Raw genomic sequence first — 20,255 nt, forward strand, 5'->3', positions numbered from 1 at the left:
TGCACGGACCACAAAAGTTGATGGCGACGATGCTGCCGGGATCGTAAGGTTTTGGGACACATATCAACAGGGAACGACGCAATGCGGCGCAGTCAAACCATATCGACGAAACGTCTATTTATGACACCCTTCGCCCACCAACACGCCGACGAACTTTTCGCGATGCATTCTGACGCCGAAGTCATGCATTTTCTGGGCGGGCCACAAACCCGCGAACAGACCGAAGAAGGCATCACGCGCGTCCAGCGCCGCTGGGTTACGCATGGGTACAGTTGGTGGACTGTATTTCTAAAAAGTACCGATATCATCATCGGCGCAGCCTGCCTCCAGCACCTCGCGCATAAAGAAGATGCACCATTGGAATTAGGCTGGCGCCTTATTCCACATTATCAAGGTAAGGGATACGCAACCGAGGCTGGCCAAGCCGCGATGGATTTTGGGTTTCATCGCGTCGGTGTTGACTACATTTGTGCAGTCGCAGACCCAAAGAACATGGCTTCACAACATGTGATGCAAAGGTTGGGAATGACATACGTTGGCATTCAAACCCACTACGATGCGCCATGTGCGTATTATGAAAAAACTAAACCAGCCTAGAATTTTTCTGGCTGCGCCTCGCGTGCCATGTGGTCAAGGACGGCATTTACGAACTTTGGTTCCTTACCGTCGTGCGAAAATGCTTCGGATACAGCGACAAATTCGCTGATCACGACCTTGGGGGGCGTTTGCGCTTTCTTTAGCTCGGCACCTGCGGCACGAAACAGCGCCCGCCATGTTGGGTCAATCCGCGCAATTGGCCATTTCGCAACAAGCGCACGATCCGTCATCTGGTCGATCGCAGCTTGCTCGTTTACGGCGCCTTCCATCAGGCCACGAAAGGTTTTCAGATCACCCTCGATCATTTCGGCATCATCGTAGGTTGCGCCAAAGCGGTGGTCCTCGAACTCACGGATCACTTGATCCACAGTCTGCCCAGAGGCTTCCATCTGGAACAACGCTTGCACAGCATAGAAGCGTGCAGCGGATTTCATTTTGCGCAGTTGGTTGTTCGAAATGGTCATGCTGATGTTTTGCCACCTGTGTTACCAGCCAGCAGAATTTCCTGTGTAAAGCCCACCGGTTTGTCGGATTCGCCCCATTTACGGGCGAGCGCGATAAGGTGCAAGGCCGCAGCGGCAGCTCCGCCACCTTTATTCATCTGATCAGGGTCCGCACGCACAACCGCTTGGTCACGATTTTCAACAGTCAAGATACCGTTTCCGATGCAGGCACCCTGCAATCCCAAAAGCTGGATCGCGCGGGAACTGTCATTACAAACAGTATCATAGTGGGTAGTTTCACCGCGGATGACACAGCCCAGCGCAACATAACCGTCAAAATTACTTAGCCGCTCAGCGATGCCGATCGCGGTCGGAATTTCTAGCGCGCCTGGAACTTCTACAATTTCCCATGTGGCGCCAGCCTTTTCGATCTCGGCCTTGGCACCCGCGATCTGGTTATCAGAGATATCTTTGCAATATGGCGAGGCCACAATCAGGATTTTCGCCGGTTTTTCAAACTCTGGCAGCGGCATGATATAGTGTGATGGTCCAGCCATTATCCGATCTCCGATATTTTACGTGTGCCTGTAATTTCCAAACCGTAGGCATCAAGGCCCACAACTTTTGGCAATGGCGAATTGGTCAGTAGCTCAATCTTATGCAAGCCAAGCGAGCTAAGGATTTGTGCACCCAAACCGTATTGGCGCAGTGTTTGCGGCGATGTTTCTTCATCAAGGTCAATCTGCATGTGCAGATCGCGCAACAGAACCAAAGCCCCACGGCCTTCGGCAGCGATCGCATTCATTGCGTCACCAAATTCGTTGCGACGCCCAGTCGGCCCAGCGCCCACGACATCAAGCATCGGGTCGAGCGCATGCATGCGCACCAGAACAGGTTCTTCCGTTGTGATGTCACCCTTTACTAGCGCGATATGTTCCGCACCTTGGGTTTCATCTGTATAAATCCGCATCTCCCAGTTTCCGCCAAATTCAGACTGAATTTGGTTTACTTCGCGCACACGCACCAGATTGTCGTGACGACGGCGGTAAGCAATCAGATCGCTAATCGTACCGATCTTAAGCCCGTGCAAATGCGCAAAGGCGACCAGATCAGGCAAACGCGCCATTTCTCCGTCTTCTTTCATGATCTCACAGATCACACCTGATGGGTTCAAACCGGCAAGCCGCGAAATATCAACGGCGGCTTCGGTGTGACCTGCACGAACCAAAACACCACCCTCGCGGGCGCGAAGTGGAAACACATGACCAGGCGTCGCGATGTCTGCTGCACCCTTTGATGCATCAATCGCCGTCGCGACGGTGCGTGCGCGGTCATGGGCCGAAATACCAGTACTGACGCCTTCACGGGCTTCAATACTTACGGTAAATGCAGTTTCGTGACGCGAAGAGTTGTGAGACGCCATAAGCGGCAAGCCCAGCGCATCAATGCGTGAACCCGGCAAGGTGAGGCAAATGAGGCCACGACCGTGCGTCGCCATAAAGTTAATCGCATCAGGCGTGGCCATCTGGGCCGGGATCACAAGATCACCTTCGTTTTCGCGATCTTCGTGATCGACAAGCACGAACATGCGGCCATTTCGGGCGTCTTCGATGATGTCTTCGATCTTGCTAATCGCGTCAGCCCAATCGCGTTCGATTGGGCCCGGTGTCTCGAATGTCTGGCTCATGCGGATCCTCGAATGTATGATACAAAGCAAATAGAGCAGCCGTATCCCTTTTGAAAGGGCGGTGGATCGAGATCCACCCTACGACGTCACGACGCACCCCATAACGTAGGGTGGGTTTTAACCCACCTGCCCTGTGAAAAAGGCGTCAGCGGATAGATACCCTGCGAGCTTGACGGCCTCGCTCCAATCACGCTCAAACCCAGTGTCACCGACCAACACGAACCGATCTGCAGGCTGTTTTCCTGATTTAATCACCGTTTGCAAATGGTCACGCATATCAGCCCAAGTTCCGGCAAACCGTGGCGCGGCATAAGCCCGGTCTATTTCTGGAAAGCTGGCCAAATGCGTTGGCGTCACCGGGATATGGGCCAACCCGACGCGTTGTGCCGCAATCAGGTCACCTAACTTATCCGCGCGCGCCACTGGCATCGGTTGCCCATCGCGCATAATTTGCAACGCATTATTTGAAAACAAAAACCCAATCAGGTCATGGCCAGTACTGGCGCGGATACCCGCGTATGTCTTATACGGCAGGCCAAGCTGCGCCGCGCGCCGAACGCGTAACCGCACCGCCTCTATTGGCAAAGTTGGCATTAGGTTTTTACGGGCCTTTGTCCAAACATGCTTGCGCCAACTATGACCGGGTTCGTCGACTCGGCCCGAATTATGACCGATACCAGCTATCATTCGTATTCCTTTAGACGCGCCACGTACCGTGCCATCGTGTCGATTTCGATATTGATCAGGTCACCTTCTTCCACGTCACCCCATGTCGTTGCAATCTTGGTGTGTGGAATGAAATTGATACCAAAGTCACTTCCCTCGACTTCATTTACGGTCAACGATGTGCCATTCAGCGCCACTGACCCCTTTGGCGCAATGAATTTAGCAAGCTTACCGGGTGCGCGAAACGTAACACGTGTACTGTCGCCTTCATCACGAATTTTGATCACCTGCGCGACACCATCAACGTGACCAGAGACGATATGCCCACCTAATTCGTCGCCCACCTTCAACGCGCGCTCAAGGTTCAGTCGTTTACCAACCAGCCATTCCCCAACATTTGTGGCGCTGACTGTCTCGGCTGAAATTTCGACATCAAACCAGTTCTGCGGGTCAGTACCCAATGCGATCACGGTCAGGCACACACCATTACACGCAATCGAAGCCCCGATGTCGATCCCGGCAACATCATAGCCAGTGCCAATACGCGCCCTCAGATCGCCGCGTTGTTCCAGTGTGATGATTTCACCGATATCTGTGACAATCCCTGTAAACATGCGTTATTCCTTTATTTGTCTTATCATGACCTAGCCCTTGGAATGACGACAGGCAAGCAGTGGCGCTTTATCCTTTTCGTCTTCGTTTGATGCTTACCACGCAGTGCGCAACCCGCTATAACGCGGATGATGAATACACAGCGTAATTTTCTATTTCTACAAGGGCCGCACGGGCCATTTTTCAGACAGCTGGGGCGCATGCTCGCCACTGCGGGGGCTGGCGTGCAGCGGATTGGTTTTAACGCCGGAGACCGTGCATTTTGGTGGAAAGCAGATGGATACATTCCTTTCACCGGTGACCTAGCAGCTTGGCCGGATACATTTGCTGACATTTTGATAAACAACAACATCACCGATATCGTTGTTTATGGCGACACCCGTCCAATCCACGCGATTGCCATACGCCAAGCCAAAGATGCGGGCATACGTGTGCACGTCTTTGAAGAAGGCTACCTTCGTCCCTATTGGGTCACATACGAACGGAATGGTAGCAACGGATATTCGCAGTTGATGGCACTATCCATTACGGACATCCGGTCACGTCTTGCGCGAACGGGTGCTGACATTCCGGTTCCACCTGCCCATTGGGGGGATATGAGACAACATATTTTCTATGGCGCACTTTATCATTGGTTTGTTTTGTTTCGGAACGGGAAATACCCGCATTTTCGCCCACACCGTGCGCTGGCCATTCGACGTGAGGCGCTTCTTTATTCGAAGCGGTTAGCGTTGATGCCATACTTCGCAGCAGAGCGCGAAGTCGCAACACGCAGGATCAAAAAATCGAGCTACCCTTTCCACATCGCGTTGCTCCAACTTGAACATGACGCAAGTTTCCAAGCGCATTCTGACTTTGATGACATGGAATCTTTCTTGCGCGTGGTTATTGATGGCTTTGCCGACGGCGCGCGGCCACATCACCACCTTGTCTTTAAGGCCCACCCATTGGAAAATGGGCAATCTCCGATGCGACAAATGATCAAAGAAATGTCAGAAGGGCGCGGCATCAGCGACCGGGTGCACTATGTTCGCGGCGGTAAGCTTGCCGCGTTACTGGATCAAGCGCGCAGCGCAGTTACCGTGAATTCAACGGCCGGCCAACAAGCATTGTGGCGCGGCATTCCATTAAAAGCATTTGGGACGGCTGTGTATAGCAAGCCCGAATTCGTTTCAGATCAACCGCTCGCGGAATTCTTTGCAAATCCGACCCGCCCCGACACAGCGGCCTACCGCGACTATCGCCGTTTCTTACTTGAAACCAGTCAGATACCCGGCGGTTTTTATTCAGTCACGGGACGACGACAATTAATGCGGCATGTGGTTGACGCCATGCTTTCACCAGATGAACCCTATGATCAAACCGTACTGTCATCGGTGCATTCACAGCCTGCTGCTACAAAGTGATTATGAACAATGCCTAAGACCTCTCGTCAAAATCTCTATGTCTATAATGGCGGCTTTTTAGCCAAAGGTCGGGTGCGCCGCATTGTCGAACTGGCGGGTTACGACATTCGTGTTGGTGTGCCCAAAGATGGTGATCTTGTTGGCGTCTGGGGACATAGCCCCACCTCTCCGCGCGGTGAAACCATTGCACAGCTAAAAGATGCGCCAGTCCTGCGCATCGAAGACACATTCCTACGGTCAGTGCGGCTTGGGCGTGACGGGGATGACCCGGTTGGGTTGAACATCGATCAACGCGGCGTACATTTTGACCCAAGCACACCATCCGATCTTGAACATATCCTGTCAGAGCATCCGCTAGACAACACTGCATTATTGGATCGCGCCCGGACCGGAATTGACACGTTAAAGGACGAACATCTTTCGAAGTACAACAGCTTTGACCCGGCGCACCCAGCGCCCGACCCCGGCTATGTCTTGGTCATTGACCAAACCCGTAAAGATGCATCGATCAAAGCAAGCGGAGCTGATAGCAACACCTTTCGCGAGATGTTGTTTTACGCGCAAACCGAACATCCCACAGCCAAGATCATCATTAAGACACACCCAGAAACGACCGCAGGCCACCGCGACGGGTATTTCGGCAAAAAGGATACCAACGATCGCATCTCACTTAGCGACGATCCGCTATCGCCATGGGCACTGCTGGAAGGTGCCATCGCTGTTTATACAGTCACATCGCAGCTTGGATTTGAGGCCATCATCGCAGGCCATCGCCCGGTTGTCTTTGGGCAACCATTTTATATGGGTTGGGGGCTAAGCGATGATCGCAAGCCATTGCAACGCCGCCAACGTAACCTGACGCGGGCGCAGCTATTCGCGGGGGCCATGCTGCTATACCCAACGTGGTACGATCCGTTCCACGACAGACTGTGCAGCTTTGAGGAAGCAACCGCCACACTTGCCGCAGCCACACGCGCATGGCGCGAAGACCATAACGGCTGGGTTGCTGCCGACATGCGCCTTTGGAAACGCGCGCCACTTCAGAAAATATTTGGCAACCAAAAACGCGTCATATTTGCACGCGGTAAAAACGCAGCGCGCAAAGCGACGAACGCAAACCGTCCCTTGTTGCGATGGGCGAATACAGGCGCAACCGACGCGACATTGGTCGAAGATGGGTTCTTGCGGTCTCGCGGGCTAGGCGCTGATCTTATCGCGCCACTTAGCCTCGTACTTGACGATCTGGGCATTTACTATGACGCCACACGGCCAAGCCGGTTGGAGGCATTGATCAATGCGTCAGAAAACCTGCGCGACACCGAACGTGCGCGTGCGGCTGCATTGATCCAGCGGATCATCGACGCGCATCTATCAAAATATAATCTGTCGCGACCCGCACCGATTAACCTACCAAAGGGGCGCCGCATCTTAGTCCCCGGTCAGGTCGAAGATGATGCATCGATCAGAAAGGGTTGCACCGACATCGCCAGCAACGCGGCATTGCTACAAGCCGCTCGCGAAGCCAACCCCGCCGCCATCATCGCCTATAAGCCGCATCCCGATGTCGAAACGGGCCTGCGCCCCGGCGCACTGCCTGACGCCATGAAGTGGGCCGACATTATCTTGGCCGATACCGATCCAATTGCGGCGCTTGATCACGTCGACGAAGTCTGGACTATGACATCGCTCATCGGGTTCGAGGCATTGATGCGCGGCAAAAAGGTAACCTGCCTTGGCATGCCATTTTATGCCGGTTGGGGGCTAACAGATGACCGATCGTTGCCGATCGCACGTCGCACTGCACATGTCGATATCGTCGCATTGGTGCATGCCACGCTTATTGCATATCCACGTTACTTTGACTCGATCACCGGCCTACCTTGTCCCGTCGAGGTGATCGTTGACCGACTTGAAAACAACGACATTCCAGCCCCCGGCAGAATGAACCGTATCCTTGCTAAGGCACAAGGAGTACTGGCCAGCTATGCGTTTTTGTGGCGGCGCTAAATCCGACGCCAGCTATGCATGATATCGGCACCCAACGGCTGCACCGCCTCAAGCGAAAGCCGTGGGGCGCAGGCCAGCCGGTCAACCCCCATAGCAGCAAGCGATGGTGTACCTTCAGCGCCCATTGCCATACCAGCAGTGAACACCACCAGCCGATCAACCAATCCAGCGTTCAACAACGATGCGGCCAACATTCCGCCGCCTTCGCAAAACACACGCGTAATTCCCTTATCTGACAGTGCGACCATTGCAGCATGCGGATCAACCTGCCCAGACAAAACATCACAAGGCAGGCTGACGGCACCCAAATCCGTCCACGGCTTGGGGTCGCTATTCTTACCGTGGCAAAGCCAGACTGGCACCTCGCGCGCGGTTTGCGCCAAACTACAATCCGCCGAAATTTTCATTCCACGCGATACAATGACACGCACTGGCTGTCGGGTAATTCCAAGCCCACGGACCGTAAGTGTCGGATCATCGGCACGCACTGTCCCCGCGCCGACCATCACTGCATCATGGCGCGCGCGCATCATGTGCACAGCACGGCGCGCCTCTGGTCCGGTGATCCATTGGCTTTCGCCTGTCGCCGTCGCAATCCGCCCATCAAGTGTCCCGGCAAGCTTTAGCGTCACATAAGGCCGGTTTTGGGTCACGCGCGACAGAAAGCCAGCATGGTCATCACGCGCTTGATCCACAAGCACATCGGTTGTGACATCAATCCCGGCATCTTGTAGCATCGTTATACCACGGCCAGACACACGCGGATCGGGATCACCCAAGCCGACCACCACGCGCGACACGCCCGCTGCAATCAACGCATGCGCGCAAGGTGGCGTTTTTCCATGGTGCGAACAGGGTTCCAGCGTAACATATGCCGTGGCACCGCGTGCCTTTTCACCGGCCTGTGCAAGCGCAACCGTTTCAGCGTGAGGGCGGCCACCATCAGCGGTGCGCCCCCGCCCAACGATCACGCCGTCCTTAACAATGACACAACCAACGGCTGGGTTCGGCCAAACACGACCCATTCCACGCCGCCCAAGATTGAGGGCGAGCGCCATAAAGCGGGCATCTGTCGCTATAGTCACTCGTCTGAAATGCTATCTGGGCGCAGTTCGCTAACGAATTTATCAAAATCATCCGCGGCTTGGAAGTTTTTGTAAACACTCGCAAAGCGCACGTAAGCGACGGTATCGATCCGCGCGAGGCTTTCCATCACGATTTCACCGATTGTACCTGACGGAATATCGGTTTCGCCCATGCTTTCAAGCCGGCGCACGATTCCACTGATCATCTGATCGATGCGGTCAGGTTCAACCGGGCGCTTTTGTAAAGCAATACGAATAGAGCGTTCCAGCTTTGGCCGATCAAAATCTTCACGGCGGCCATTAGTTTTAATCACCACCAAGTCGCGCAACTGTACACGTTCGTAAGTCGTAAACCGTCCGCCACATGCCGGGCACAAACGGCGACGGCGAATGGCCGAATGGTCTTCGGCAGGTCGTGAATCTTTCACTTGAGTGTCAACATTTCCGCAAAAAGGGCAACGCATGTCCGGTCCTTGTCAGCTACTGCTGGGGTCACGCCCCAAGTTATCCACAGGCACTATAGGAACCTACGCAGGTTTTGGGTAGAGGGCATTTCACGACGCAAGATACAGGGACAAACCGTGACACATCAGACTCACTCCTGTGTCTTGAACCACAGCTGATTTCGATCGTCCCATTCATACCCTGCCGCCTCTTTCGCCTCGTAAATATCAGGCGTCCAAGCAAACGCTGTCCTTCCGCGTTCGCAGCTAAGGTTTACCAACGTTTCACCGTCGCGTTTTACTTGAACTTCACCAAAATGCGGTGTCGGGTGGTCTTCCTCGGTTTCGTCGCCAAACATGCGATCAAAACCTGCAACGACGGTATAGCTATATTCATCATTCCTAAACGTCAGACTTTCCCATATCGCACGCCCGACACCCGGCCATGGGGTATAATCGATCATTTCGATGGGTTCGGACAACGCTAAATCTGGCGAACGACCTTGCGGCCCAAAGCTGTAGTATGCGTTGGTGTCGTCAAAACAAACCGACAGAACATTCTTACTATTTTCGATATTGCAGGACATAAATTCTTCTTGCCCGATTGGGCAGTCAGCAAAGGCAGGACAAGCTGCAACGACCAACACCATAATAGGTAAAACGCGCATATTCCCTCGCTTATTTAGATAGATGTGCAACCACACGCCGTTCATGAGACTGGTCGCGGTGTTCAAATAAATAAATCCCCTGCCACGTTCCCAAGGCAAGTCTACCGTCGCTTACTGGGATACTTAGCTGAACAGGTAACAATGCTGCTTTGATATGGGCTGGCATATCATCCGGCCCTTCATAGGTGTGGGTCAAATACGCCATTGATGGATCAGAGGTTGGCGGCACCAATCGGTGAAAAAAGTTTTGCATATCTACCCGCACTTCGGGGTCCGCATTTTCCTGAATTAGCAGGCTCGCCGATGTATGCTGCACGAAAAGCGTAAGTAGCCCAGTGCCCCGCACCCATTGGCTTACATTATTTGTAAACTCATAAAGCCCGGGACCGTGCGTCTGTATTTGAAACGTTGTCTGCATATACCAACATTGCGCGTTCGACGGATTCGGCGCAAGTCAGCTTATCCGCTAAAAACCAGCTTCACCGTGAACAGCATGACAGGTTTCAAGCGCATCAGTATCGGCGTTATCTGTCTCTGGGGAAATTGGCATCGCACAAACGTCCAAGGGCAGTGATGGCGTTATCTCACTCAACAACGATGGGCCACTCTGCGCATGCGTACCTGGCATAGGTTCAACTGCATATCCATGCAGCGTGGAAGCAACACCAAAGGCCATTACAACAGCAAGCGGTGGGGCATAGAAATGTCGCATCAGATTATCCTCTTTGATGCGACGCAGATAATTATCCGTAGGGCGCATTCAATCTGCTCAAATGGCCTTTGGGCTGCGCGCAGATGCACATCACAATTTATCGTATCCAGATCGCGCTGCTAGAATGTGCCGTTGGTTTTTTTCGGCCCAATCAAGCAGTTGTGAAAACGGTGCCATAAACGACTGTCCAACATCCGTTAAACTATATTCCACGCTGGGCGGCTTGGTATCATAAACCTTACGACGAACCATGCCATCACGTTCAAGGTCACGTAAGGACTGCGTCAGCATACGCTTAGAAATATCAGGCAAAGCCCGCCCAAGGGCATTGAACCGCTGCGGTTCTTTTTCAAGTTCCAGCAAGATCAGCGATGTCCATTTCGCGGCCACATGATCCAAAACCATCCGCACCGGACAGTTATTAGGGTCAAAGCCCTGCGCCTTCCATTGCTCGATACGATCCGTCATCAAATCCCGCATGAAGGTTCCCCTTTTGTTACCTAGGCATGAAAAACTGCCTCCTTTTCAGGGTCAGACGCAGTCTCTAAGTGAGACCTATATACAAATCGGAACCTAAGGAAAATCCAATGACCACTTATCTTGTAACGGGTGCATCAGGGCAGCTTGGCCAGCTAGTCGTCGATCACTTAGCCAAACGCGTGCCTACCACCGACATCATTGCACTGGTACGTTCAGATGATCAGGCCGCAGTCTTCGCGGCAAAAGGGATCGCAACCAGACAGGGCGACTATGATAATGCTGACAGCCTAACGACCGCGTTTAAAGGCGTTGATCGGCTACTCCTGATTTCATCATCCACTGTCGGTGAACGCGCACGTCAGCATGGTAACGTGATTGATGCGGCAAAGACCGCCAATGTCGGCTTTATCGCATACACATCTATTCTGAACGCACAAAACAGCCCGATGGCATTAGCGTCAGAGCACAAAGAAACCGAAACCGCGATCATCGCAAGCGGCCTGCCGCACACGTTTCTACGGAATGGGTGGTATTCGGAAAATATCACAATGACATTGGCACAAGACATCGAACTGGGTCAGCACTTTGGCGCAGCAGGCACAGGTAAATTCGCGACCGCAACGCGCAACGATTACGCCGAAGCAGCCGCAGTCGTCTTGGCCGGGGGCCACGACAGAAAGGTGCTGGAGCTTGCTGGCGACAGCGCCTTTACCCTTGATGAATATGCCGCGACTGCGTCATCCATAACGGGCAAACCAATCAGCTACACCAACATGCCAGAGAAGGCATTCACCCAAGCATTGGTCGGCGCAGGGCTGCCTGAAGGCTTTGCCGCCGTTCTTGCCGACAGTGATGCAAAGGCTGCGGATGGGGCGCTGTTCAATGACAGTAAAACGCTATCCACGCTTATCGGGCGGCCGACAACCAAGATTGATGTGACACTAAAATCCATCGCTTAAGCAAACATGGAAACGGTGCACTTTGCTGGGCACCGTTTCCAGCTTGGCCTACAGCGCGATTGCTGGTTATCTTTGGCAACACCCAAGGAGACCACAATGTTTGCAAAAGAAAAGATGTCCTATAACGCGGTCCCCCTGCCCGACCAGCAAAGCCTGACTGACGCCCAATCACAGGAAAAGGCGCAAGAGTTCCGCGCAGTCATGGCTAAGCGCCACTCGATCCGCGACTTTTCTGACCGTCCGGTGCCCCGCGACATCATTGAAAACTGCATCATGACAGCGGGAAGCGCCCCTTCCGGTGCTAACCACCAACCGTGGTTCTTTGCGGCTGTGTCTGATCCTGCGCTCAAGGCGCGCATCAGGGCTGAGGCAGAGGAGGAGGAACGCAAGTTCTATGTCGGTGGTGGCAGTGACGAATGGATCAAGGCTCTAGAACCGATTGGCACCAACGCGGACAAACCACACCTGACTACCGCACCTTGGCATATCGTGATCTTTGCACAGCGGTGGGGAGAGTTCGACGATGGCACACGCTATAAAAACTACTACGTGCCTGAAAGCGTCGGCATCGCGACGGGTTTCTTGATCGCAGCACTACACAATGCGGGGCTTTCGTGCCTAACGCACACACCGAACCCAATGAAGTTCCTGAACGCGGCATTGGATCGACCAGATTCAGAAAAACCCGTGATGATCCTCACCGTTGGCCATGCAGCCCAAACGGCGACCGTGCCAGAAGTGGCGAAATATAAAAAGCCATTGGATAAGATTGCGCAATTTTATTGAGATAGGTCAGAGCCCATCCATCGTGCGAAGGACGCTTTACAATCGCCCATTGAGCGCGATTGTGTTCGCAGCGAAGACAGCTCAGCAAGCGCGGGTTTCACTCATCAAAGCGCCTCAAGGTTGCCTCGCATTAGTCCAAACACTCAATGAATTCAGGCATTCATCAAATAATTTCGCGTTGTGAGAGACAATTTCAGAACGCTTTACATCCATAATCTCTGAAGGCTTAGCAATTCCACCCCGTTGCTCCAATTTGAGGTCGGAAAACAACTTACGATATAGCACTTCTGCTGTAACACGAAGCGGCGTGATAACCGGATAATTTGTCGATCGTTTTGTTTCATCTAAATCCAAATGCGCTGAAGCTGTATCACGATAGCACTTTGTTTTTTGCCACACAGCTTGCAGGTTGACACAAGAGCTTTCGCTCAGTGCTTCTTCTAATACGTCTCTAAATGAGTCATGGTCGTCACTTGGAATTACATTTTTCCAGTGACTTTCCTCTCCATCGGTGCCGAAAACTTTACACCAATCGATACAAATCATGTCCATCAGACAACTTTGGTAGACTCGGAAGAAGTTCAACTCTGTCGATGCACCCTTAATCGCATCAAACATCACACACCGATGCAGCAGGTTTTTCAGCAAATACAGGATTTCTCTGGCGCGCCGGATATCGTCATGCTCCATAAACAAAACGCCTCCGTTTCCGGAGGCGCCTTTCAAATTACTGATCCAAGAAGCTCCGCAGTTTCCTGCTTCTGCTCGGATGCTTCAATTTCCGCAGCGCTTTTGCTTCGATCTGACGGATACGTTCGCGTGTCACGCTGAACTGTTGACCAACTTCTTCGAGCGTGTGGTCGGTGTTCATACCGATACCGAAACGCATGCGCAGGACGCGTTCTTCGCGTGGTGTCAGTGACGCCAGAACCCGTGTCGTGGTTTCCTTCAGGTTTTCCTGAATGGCAGAATCCAGCGGCAGGATTGCATTCTTGTCTTCGATGAAATCGCCAAGCTGTGAATCTTCCTCGTCGCCGATTGGCGTTTCGAGTGAGATTGGCTCTTTTGCGATCTTCATAACCTTGCGGACTTTTTCCAAAGGCATCTGCAGCTTTTCTGCCAATTCCTCTGGTGTGGGTTCGCGGCCAATTTCGTGCAGCATCTGACGACCAGTCCGAACCAGTTTGTTGATCGTTTCGATCATGTGCACTGGGATACGGATGGTACGCGCCTGATCCGCGATAGAACGCGTGATCGCCTGACGGATCCACCATGTGGCGTAGGTCGAGAATTTATAACCACGGCGGTATTCGAATTTATCGACCGCCTTCATCAGGCCGATGTTACCTTCTTGGATCAAATCAAGGAACTGCAGGCCACGGTTTGTGTACTTCTTGGCGATTGAGATAACGAGGCGTAGGTTAGCTTCGACCATTTCTTTCTTGGCCTGACGCGCCTCTTTTTCACCTTTTTGAACTTGCTGTACGATGCGGCGGAATTCAGTGATATCGACACCAACATACTGACCGACTTGGGCCATGTCGCCGCGCAGTTCTTCGATCTTGTCTGTCGATTTCTCAATCATCATCTGCCAGCCGCGGCCAGCCTTTTCGCCCATTTCTTCAAGCCAGTTTGGATCAAGCTCGCGACCACGGTAGGCATCAATGAATTCGCGACGGTTAATCCGGGCTTGGTCAGCCAGCTTTACCATAGCGCTATCGATCGACATGATGCGGCGGTTGATGCCGTACAACTGGTCAATCAGGGCTTCGATACGGTTGTTGTGCAGGTGAAGCGAATTCACCATGAGCACGATTTCAGACCGTAGCTTTTGATATTTCTTTTCTTGTTTCTCGGTGAACGAAGAATCTTCATTCAGGGTCGCCGACATACGGGCGTCTTGCATGTCTGAAAGCTCGGCAAAGTCATGCGCAATTACTTCCAGCGTTTCCAGAACGCGAGGCTTAAGCGCAGCTTCCATCGCAGCAAGCGACATGTTTGCCTGATCATCTTCGTCGTCATCGTCATCTTTGGCGATCGGGTTACCGTCTGCGTCTAGCTCTTGCGCTTTTTCGGGCTTTTCACCAGTGGCTGCGACAGGCTCAACGACAGGTTCCACTTCGTCACCAATTTGATCACCGAATGTCGTTTCAAGATCGATCACATCGCGCAGCAGAATGTCTTCGGACAACAGCTCGTCACGCCAGATTGTAATCGCTTGGAATGTCAGTGGGCTTTCGCACAGGCCAAGGATCATCGTGTTGCGACCCGCCTCAATGCGTTTCGCAATCGCGATCTCGCCTTCACGGCTTAACAGCTCAACACTGCCCATCTCGCGCAAGTACATACGGACTGGATCATCTGTCCGGTCGAGCTTTTCAGCTTCGGCGCCACCAAGAACAACATCGCGCGAACCGGCCACAGTCGCGACCTCGGTCCCGCCTTGGTTTTCGTCGGTCTCTTCTGATTCTTCTTCTTCGGTGACCTGAATGCCCATTTCGGACAGCATCGACATCACATCTTCGATTTGATCTGACGATACCTGCTCTGGAGGCAAGACAGCATTCAACTGGTCGTAAGTGATATAGCCCCGCTCACGCGCGTCGGCGATCATTTTTTTGACCGCAGCTTGGCTCATATCAAGGCTGATATCACCATCTTGGTCAGCGTTCTTACGATCGTCGTTGTCTTTCGCAGCCATCAAGGGGCCCTTTCAAAGTCATCTTTTCCGGGCCGAAGTGATTCGGCCGATTCGGTTGGCGTCGAATCAACCCTGCATCGCAGTGATTCGCAAGCAGGTCACGCCTTGTTTTCAAAGTATGTTGCCATTCATGTTTCCGGCGTGTCCGGTCCATCGGCATAACCAATCTGTTTCAGCAGCCGATCCAAGGCACTTAGTTCGTCTTTCTTAAGACGCGAACCATTTTTCCGTACAGCATATTCTGCCTTGTCATCATTGTCTCCTCGCTCTGCGCGCTCAACTGCTGCGGTCGCTTGCGCCAATCTCCAGGTCAGCCCTTCATCGGCAACACCAGATAAATCCTCGACGGCATCTTCGATTTCACGCGCATGCCCTAACCGCGCATTCAGTTTTGCAAACTCCTCTGCCAGACAAAGGCGCGCTATCGCATCATCCCCTGCACGCCGAATTGCCGGGCTAATAGCCACATGGCTGTGGGTCATCAGGTTTTCAAGTACCATGGGCCCCAAAGCATCAACAATAACGCTACGCAAATCGTCAGCGCCAAGGTGCCGCAATAGGCAGCCTTGCACATCAGCATGTGTCTGATCGCGACAATCCAGTTCCTCCAATGCGCTCTCAAATTCAATCGCGACTTTCGGATTTGCTACCATGGTTGCAAGAATCACGGCTTCACGTAGGTATTCTTCTTTTGCGGCCCCCGTCCCAAGCGCCGAGTTTTTACTTGTCGAAACGGGACTAATATCGCGCTTCCACGCTGCTTGATTTCCCGGGGCCCACTTACGTTGTTGCGGCCGGGCACCGGCACCCGAACGCTTGCGTTTGCTAAACAGCTCCCAGCGCATCTCTTTGATGGCTTCGCCGTAATGCGCGCGGATCGATGGGTCGGCGATTAGTTTGATCTTTTCGCGCAACGCCTTATCCAACGCAGCCTTCCGTTCGGGGCTGTCATAAGTCTTTCCTTCGGTTTCGCGCTGCCACAACAGCTGCACCATAGGAATCGCTTGATCGATCAGCTTTTGCATCGCTCCGGCGCCTTGGGACTTGATCAGATCATCAGGGTCCATTCCGTCAGGCATCAATGCAAAACGCAAAGATTGGCCCGCTTCGAGCAATGGCAGCGCAATATCGATCACGCGCATTGCGGCACGCAGCCCGGCAGTGTCACCATCAAGCGCGATAATCGGCTCGGGTGCGATACGCCACAGCATCTGCAATTGGTTTTCGGTGATTGCGGTCCCTAACGGCGCGACAGTTGCTTCGAACCCTGCCTCTGACAGAGCGATGACATCCATATATCCTTCAGCCACGATCAGCGGCTTGCCCTTGCCGGCAGCCTCGCGTGCGGGTCCGTGATTATACAGACTACGCCCTTTGTCGAACAAAGGTGTCTCAGGCGAATTATAGTATTTTGCAGGCTGGTTCGGATCCATCGCCCGCCCGCCAAAGCCAATCGCACGCCCCCGTGCATCACGGATCGGGAACATGATCCGATCTCGAAACCGGTTATACAACCCGTTTCCACGGTCACTTTTCGCAGCCAGCCCCGCATCGACGATAAGCTTTTGTTCAATTCCCTTGCCACTCAGATGCTCAAGCACCCCACTCTGCGCTGGTGCAAAACCAATATCCCAACGCGCCTGCGCTTCCACGCTTAGGCCGCGAAGCTCAAGGTAGTCACGTGCAGCGGCGGCAACACCCGTCTGCAATTGCAAACGGTGAAACTGGACGGCTTGCTCCATGACATCTACCAGTATGGTGCGATGATCCGCCTTTTGCTGCGCTTGCGGATCACGCTCTGGCATCGGCATACCTGCTTCGCCCGCAAGAATCCGTACAGCCTCCATAAAGTCGACGTTTTCAGTTTCGCGCACAAACGAGATCGCGTCACCCTTTGCGTGACAACCAAAGCAGTAATAATACCCCTTACGATCATCAACGTGGAAGCTAGCCGACTTTTCTTGATGGAACGGGCACGGCGCCCAAAGGTCACCCTTACCCTGATTGGACTTGCGCGTGTCCCACATAACCTTTCGACCAACGACCTGCCCCAAAGACAGTCGCGTACGCAATTCATCAAGGAAACCCGGCGGAAGACTCATACCCGCTTTATCGCCCAGTTCGCAGCAAAGGCCAATCCGTTCTTCGCTTAGCTTAGTGCCTATAAAGTCAATTCCAACGAATTTACGACCAAACCACGAATCGAAATGCGACGGGTTCCACCTTTCCTCATTTAAAATTGCGGGTGCAAACGCACAACTTTGGCAAATTTCTGCCTAAACTTCAGCTCCCACACTTTCTAAAACAGAAACAGTGATGGCCAAAAGTGAACTTTAACCACGCCACACCCCGCTATTAACATCATCCACAAAGTGCTTGCCCTAATTTCGCCACGCCGCCACGGCACAAACCTTTGAGGGTTATGAACACAAGCAAATATGACATATAAGTGTCTTAGTGCTTTGCCACGAGGATAGACCATGCCAACGATGTACAAATCAAATTCGCGCAATTCCCGCGCAAGAGATCAGCAAATCAACATTGCAAAGCGCTTTGTGCAAGACGAAGACGGATCAATACTGATCATGACGATCTTATTGCTGGTCACAATGTTGATAATGGGCGGCATGGCAGTCGATTTCATGCGATTTGAATCTCGGCGTGCAGAAATCCAAGGGGTCGCCGATCGCGCAGTGTTGGCAGCGGCAAATCTGATACCGACGGGTGCCAAAGAAGATGAAGCAGTCAGCCGTGAAGAAATCGCTCTCGACTATTTTCGCAAGGCCGGCCTCGAAGATGTTATAACTTCGGGACCACGTGTGATTACATCTGGCGGTTCCAGCTCAGCTTACGTTGAGGCCGAGGTTGACATTAACACTTATTACCTGCGCTTGGCGGGTATAGATCATCTCTCTGCGCCAGCTGAATCGCGCGCAATCCAGGGTAACGGCAAAACTGAAGTATCTCTTGTTCTGGATATTTCAGGCTCAATGAGATTCAACCTTCACAATGATTATGATGCGAGTAGTTTCGCAAATTCACGGATGTACGAGCTTCAAACGGCCGCAAAAGATTTCGTCACAAAAGTGTTAGAGCCCAATGGCGCGGAACCCGCAGCAGACGCGAGCGAGGCCGACATTGCAGCATATGCGCCGCGGGTATCATTAAATTTGGTGACTTACTCCGGCCACGTGAACGTTGGTAAGGAATTATTTGACCAGCTGAACGTCGATATTGACGAAGCGACTGGGAACTACGGCGTAGATAACAGTGGGGACTACCTATCACGCCGCAGACGCGAATGGGGAACAATTACAAATGAAAGCCAATGTGTCATTTTCCCAGACTCAGCATATACGACGCTTGGCTATAGCCCTACTTCGGCCCCATTACGACAAGTCGCCGATGCGGACTACGTCACCTCGCAGGGGAGAGTGTTCCAAAACTACCGCCTATGCCGATCGGATGAAACCGATGAGGCCATCATCGTTCATGCCCACCAGGCGGGGGCTATTAACACAGCAATTGGAAATTTAGTCCCGCGCGCAAGTACATCAATCCATCTTGGCATGAAATGGGGGGTTACCTTGCTTGACCCATCAATGGAAACGATCGTGAGCAACCTATCAACGACTCATGAAACATTTCAAAATGACCGCCCAAGCCCCTATGTCGGGTCAAGCGCAGATGCATCACTTAAGTATATCGTATTGATGACCGATGGCGACAACACTTCCATGTCGGATATTAGAAAATCTTCATACAATGAGGCGCGCGAAATACACCGCCTCCGCGAATGGACACGATGGAGTAGCAACGATGTGGAAACAATCACCACCGGAACAAAACAAGACACGCTGTTGCAAAATATATGTACAGAAGCGAAAGATGCAGGGGTCGTTGTTTATACCATTACGATGAGTTCAAATGCGCTCCCTCTTGATAGTGACGGCGCCATTGACCGAAGACTTGCGACTAATGGACAGCAGGCTATGCACGACTGTGCTACTTCTCCCTCACACTTCTATTCATCTCAAAGCCAAGATTTGTCATCGATCTTTAACTCCATCGCCGAACAAATCACAGAGCTCAGGTTGAACCTATGATCCGCCATATTGCATCACTTACATCGCGTTTCCGTCGCGACGATACGGGCACTGTAACCATCGAATTCGTCATTATTTTTCCAGTATTTTTTGCATTTTTTCTAATGACCTACGAAAGCGGGATTATTTCTTTGCGTCAGTTTATGCTCGACCGTGGCGTCGATATAGCAATACGTGACGTTAGAATTGGCATCATGGAAGCGCCCAGTGATGACGCCTTACGGCAACGTATTTGTGACGTAGCAAGCATCATTCCTGACTGTGACAACCAGCTGTTCGTAGAGCTCGTGGTTCAAGACCCCGAACAGAACTGGACAGCACTCACAGGAAAAACACTTTGCATCAATCGCGACGAAGACGCCCGCCCTGCATCATCTATTCAACACGGTGTGAAAAATGAACTTGTCTTGGTACGCGCCTGTGCACGTATCGATCCGGTACTACCGTTTTCGGCGATTGGTCGCAGGGAAGTTCCAAACATTGGACAAGCGATTGTAGATAATGCTGATGCGGCCGCGGGCGGTTCCTATGCGCTGGTATCAACATCCTCCTACGTAGTGGAACCGCAGTGATGAGATTCAGAGAAAAGCTGCGTTCGTTTTGGTACGACGAGACTGGAATCGCATCCGTCGAACTAATGTTATCTGTACCAATTCTAGTTTGGGCTCTATTATCAACACATGTATATTTCCAGGCATTTCGAGCCGAGGCAATTAGCACGCGTGCGGGCCTAACAATCGCTGACATGTATAGTCGGCGCGCGGGCGTGAACGCGGAATATGTCGCTGGATCTTACGAACTTTTCAAGGTTTTGACTGAAACCTCGATGACAGGGACACCTAGTTTACGGATCACATCATTCGAGTTTTTGAACGGTAAAAATCGTGACCCATCGGA

Annotated in this window: 21 protein-coding genes; 7 read left to right on the forward strand and 14 right to left on the reverse strand. The window is 52.5% G+C overall.

Going from position 1 to position 20,255, the window contains the following annotated elements; translation table 11 throughout:
- The first annotated feature begins 81 nt into the window (after positions 1 to 81).
- Positions 82 to 597, forward strand: coding sequence for a GNAT family N-acetyltransferase (locus tag CYQ09_RS07290; protein WP_239495882.1), 516 nt, complete (start codon positions 82 to 84; stop codon positions 595 to 597).
- On the opposite strand, the gene nusB is transcribed toward CYQ09_RS07290, so the two are convergent.
- The 5 genes from nusB to CYQ09_RS07315 all read right to left on the reverse strand — a co-directional run bounded on the left by nusB (position 594) and on the right by CYQ09_RS07315 (position 4,007).
- Complete coding sequence (gene nusB / locus CYQ09_RS07295) at positions 594 to 1,061, reverse strand: transcription antitermination factor NusB (RefSeq protein WP_106355299.1); 468 nt, start codon at positions 1,059 to 1,061, stop codon at positions 594 to 596. The two genes, CYQ09_RS07290 and nusB, sit on opposite strands and share 4 nt — an antisense overlap.
- Positions 1,058 to 1,597, reverse strand: coding sequence for a 6,7-dimethyl-8-ribityllumazine synthase (locus CYQ09_RS07300; RefSeq protein WP_106744775.1), 540 nt, complete (start codon positions 1,595 to 1,597; stop codon positions 1,058 to 1,060). Before CYQ09_RS07300 ends, nusB begins: the two co-directional genes overlap by 4 nt.
- Positions 1,597 to 2,727: a 3,4-dihydroxy-2-butanone-4-phosphate synthase gene (ribB, locus tag CYQ09_RS07305; RefSeq protein ID WP_106744776.1), complete on the reverse strand. Its 1,131-nt coding sequence runs from the start codon at positions 2,725 to 2,727 to the stop codon at positions 1,597 to 1,599. Before ribB ends, CYQ09_RS07300 begins: the two co-directional genes overlap by 1 nt.
- 117 nt (positions 2,728 to 2,844) lie before the next feature.
- The gene (locus tag CYQ09_RS07310; RefSeq protein WP_106744777.1) at positions 2,845 to 3,414 is read right to left on the reverse strand and encodes a hypothetical protein; all 570 of its coding nucleotides are present in this window, start codon (positions 3,412 to 3,414) and stop codon (positions 2,845 to 2,847) included.
- Positions 3,411 to 4,007, reverse strand: a complete 597-nt coding sequence (locus CYQ09_RS07315) for a riboflavin synthase (RefSeq protein ID WP_106744778.1) — start codon at positions 4,005 to 4,007, stop codon at positions 3,411 to 3,413. Before CYQ09_RS07315 ends, CYQ09_RS07310 begins: the two co-directional genes overlap by 4 nt.
- A gap of 129 nt (positions 4,008 to 4,136) precedes the next feature.
- On the opposite strand from CYQ09_RS07315, the gene CYQ09_RS07320 reads away from it, so the two are divergent.
- Together CYQ09_RS07320 and CYQ09_RS07325 are read left to right on the forward strand one after the other, a co-directional pair.
- Complete coding sequence (locus CYQ09_RS07320) at positions 4,137 to 5,411, forward strand: capsule biosynthesis protein (protein ID WP_106745443.1); 1,275 nt, start codon at positions 4,137 to 4,139, stop codon at positions 5,409 to 5,411.
- 9 nt (positions 5,412 to 5,420) lie between these two features.
- Entirely contained in the window at positions 5,421 to 7,418 is a 1,998-nt protein-coding gene (locus CYQ09_RS07325) for a capsular polysaccharide biosynthesis protein (protein ID WP_106744779.1), read from the forward strand.
- Here the strand turns inward: CYQ09_RS07325 and ribD are convergent.
- The 6 genes from ribD to CYQ09_RS07355 form a co-directional block, all read right to left on the reverse strand.
- Positions 7,415 to 8,503 carry a bifunctional diaminohydroxyphosphoribosylaminopyrimidine deaminase/5-amino-6-(5-phosphoribosylamino)uracil reductase RibD gene (ribD, locus tag CYQ09_RS07330; protein WP_239495883.1) on the reverse strand — a complete coding sequence of 363 codons (1,089 nt, stop codon included), beginning with the start codon at positions 8,501 to 8,503 and terminating at the stop codon, positions 7,415 to 7,417. The two genes, CYQ09_RS07325 and ribD, sit on opposite strands and share 4 nt — an antisense overlap.
- Positions 8,500 to 8,967, reverse strand: a complete 468-nt coding sequence (gene nrdR / locus CYQ09_RS07335; RefSeq protein ID WP_106355287.1) for a transcriptional regulator NrdR — start codon at positions 8,965 to 8,967, stop codon at positions 8,500 to 8,502. Before nrdR ends, ribD begins: the two co-directional genes overlap by 4 nt.
- A 131-nt stretch (positions 8,968 to 9,098) precedes the next feature.
- Entirely contained in the window at positions 9,099 to 9,614 is a 516-nt protein-coding gene (locus CYQ09_RS07340) for a hypothetical protein (RefSeq protein WP_162617591.1), read from the reverse strand.
- Between the two features lie 10 nt (positions 9,615 to 9,624).
- Entirely contained in the window at positions 9,625 to 10,032 is a 408-nt protein-coding gene (locus CYQ09_RS07345) for a secondary thiamine-phosphate synthase enzyme YjbQ (protein WP_106744782.1), read from the reverse strand.
- A 48-nt stretch (positions 10,033 to 10,080) separates the two neighbouring features.
- Positions 10,081 to 10,326 carry a hypothetical protein gene (locus CYQ09_RS07350; RefSeq protein WP_162617592.1) on the reverse strand — a complete coding sequence of 82 codons (246 nt, stop codon included), beginning with the start codon at positions 10,324 to 10,326 and terminating at the stop codon, positions 10,081 to 10,083.
- 90 nt (positions 10,327 to 10,416) lie between these two features.
- Entirely contained in the window at positions 10,417 to 10,806 is a 390-nt protein-coding gene (locus CYQ09_RS07355; RefSeq protein WP_106744784.1) for a winged helix-turn-helix transcriptional regulator, read from the reverse strand.
- Between the two features lie 107 nt (positions 10,807 to 10,913).
- On the opposite strand from CYQ09_RS07355, the gene CYQ09_RS07360 reads away from it, so the two are divergent.
- Positions 10,914 to 11,765: an SDR family oxidoreductase gene (locus CYQ09_RS07360; protein WP_106744785.1), complete on the forward strand. Its 852-nt coding sequence runs from the start codon at positions 10,914 to 10,916 to the stop codon at positions 11,763 to 11,765.
- Between the two features lie 96 nt (positions 11,766 to 11,861).
- Positions 11,862 to 12,551 (forward strand): nitroreductase family protein, encoded by a 690-nt coding sequence (locus tag CYQ09_RS07365; RefSeq protein ID WP_106745444.1) that lies wholly within the window; start codon positions 11,862 to 11,864, stop codon positions 12,549 to 12,551.
- 114 nt (positions 12,552 to 12,665) lie between these two features.
- Here CYQ09_RS07365 and CYQ09_RS07370 read toward each other — a convergent pair whose 3' ends face one another.
- From CYQ09_RS07370 to dnaG, 3 genes are all read right to left on the reverse strand, one after another.
- Positions 12,666 to 13,277 (reverse strand): hypothetical protein, encoded by a 612-nt coding sequence (locus tag CYQ09_RS07370; RefSeq protein ID WP_162617593.1) that lies wholly within the window; start codon positions 13,275 to 13,277, stop codon positions 12,666 to 12,668.
- 1 nt (position 13,278) lies between these two features.
- Complete coding sequence (gene rpoD, locus CYQ09_RS07375) at positions 13,279 to 15,252, reverse strand: RNA polymerase sigma factor RpoD (RefSeq protein ID WP_106744787.1); 1,974 nt, start codon at positions 15,250 to 15,252, stop codon at positions 13,279 to 13,281.
- Positions 15,253 to 15,380: 128 nt separating this feature from the next.
- On the reverse strand, positions 15,381 to 17,354 hold the full coding sequence (gene dnaG / locus CYQ09_RS07380) for a DNA primase (protein WP_106744788.1): 1,974 nt from the start codon (positions 17,352 to 17,354) through the stop codon (positions 15,381 to 15,383).
- Between the two features lie 387 nt (positions 17,355 to 17,741).
- Between dnaG and CYQ09_RS07385 the strand changes: the two genes are divergently transcribed.
- Both CYQ09_RS07385 and CYQ09_RS07390 read left to right on the forward strand, forming a co-directional pair.
- On the forward strand, positions 17,742 to 19,358 hold the full coding sequence (locus CYQ09_RS07385) for a TadE/TadG family type IV pilus assembly protein (protein ID WP_162617594.1): 1,617 nt from the start codon (positions 17,742 to 17,744) through the stop codon (positions 19,356 to 19,358).
- Positions 19,355 to 19,930: a TadE/TadG family type IV pilus assembly protein gene (locus tag CYQ09_RS07390; protein WP_106744790.1), complete on the forward strand. Its 576-nt coding sequence runs from the start codon at positions 19,355 to 19,357 to the stop codon at positions 19,928 to 19,930. Before CYQ09_RS07385 ends, CYQ09_RS07390 begins: the two co-directional genes overlap by 4 nt.
- Positions 19,931 to 20,255 lie beyond the last annotated feature (325 nt).

The organism is Yoonia maritima (assembly GCF_002933395.1).
Lineage (GTDB): Bacteria > Pseudomonadota > Alphaproteobacteria > Rhodobacterales > Rhodobacteraceae > Yoonia > Yoonia maritima_A.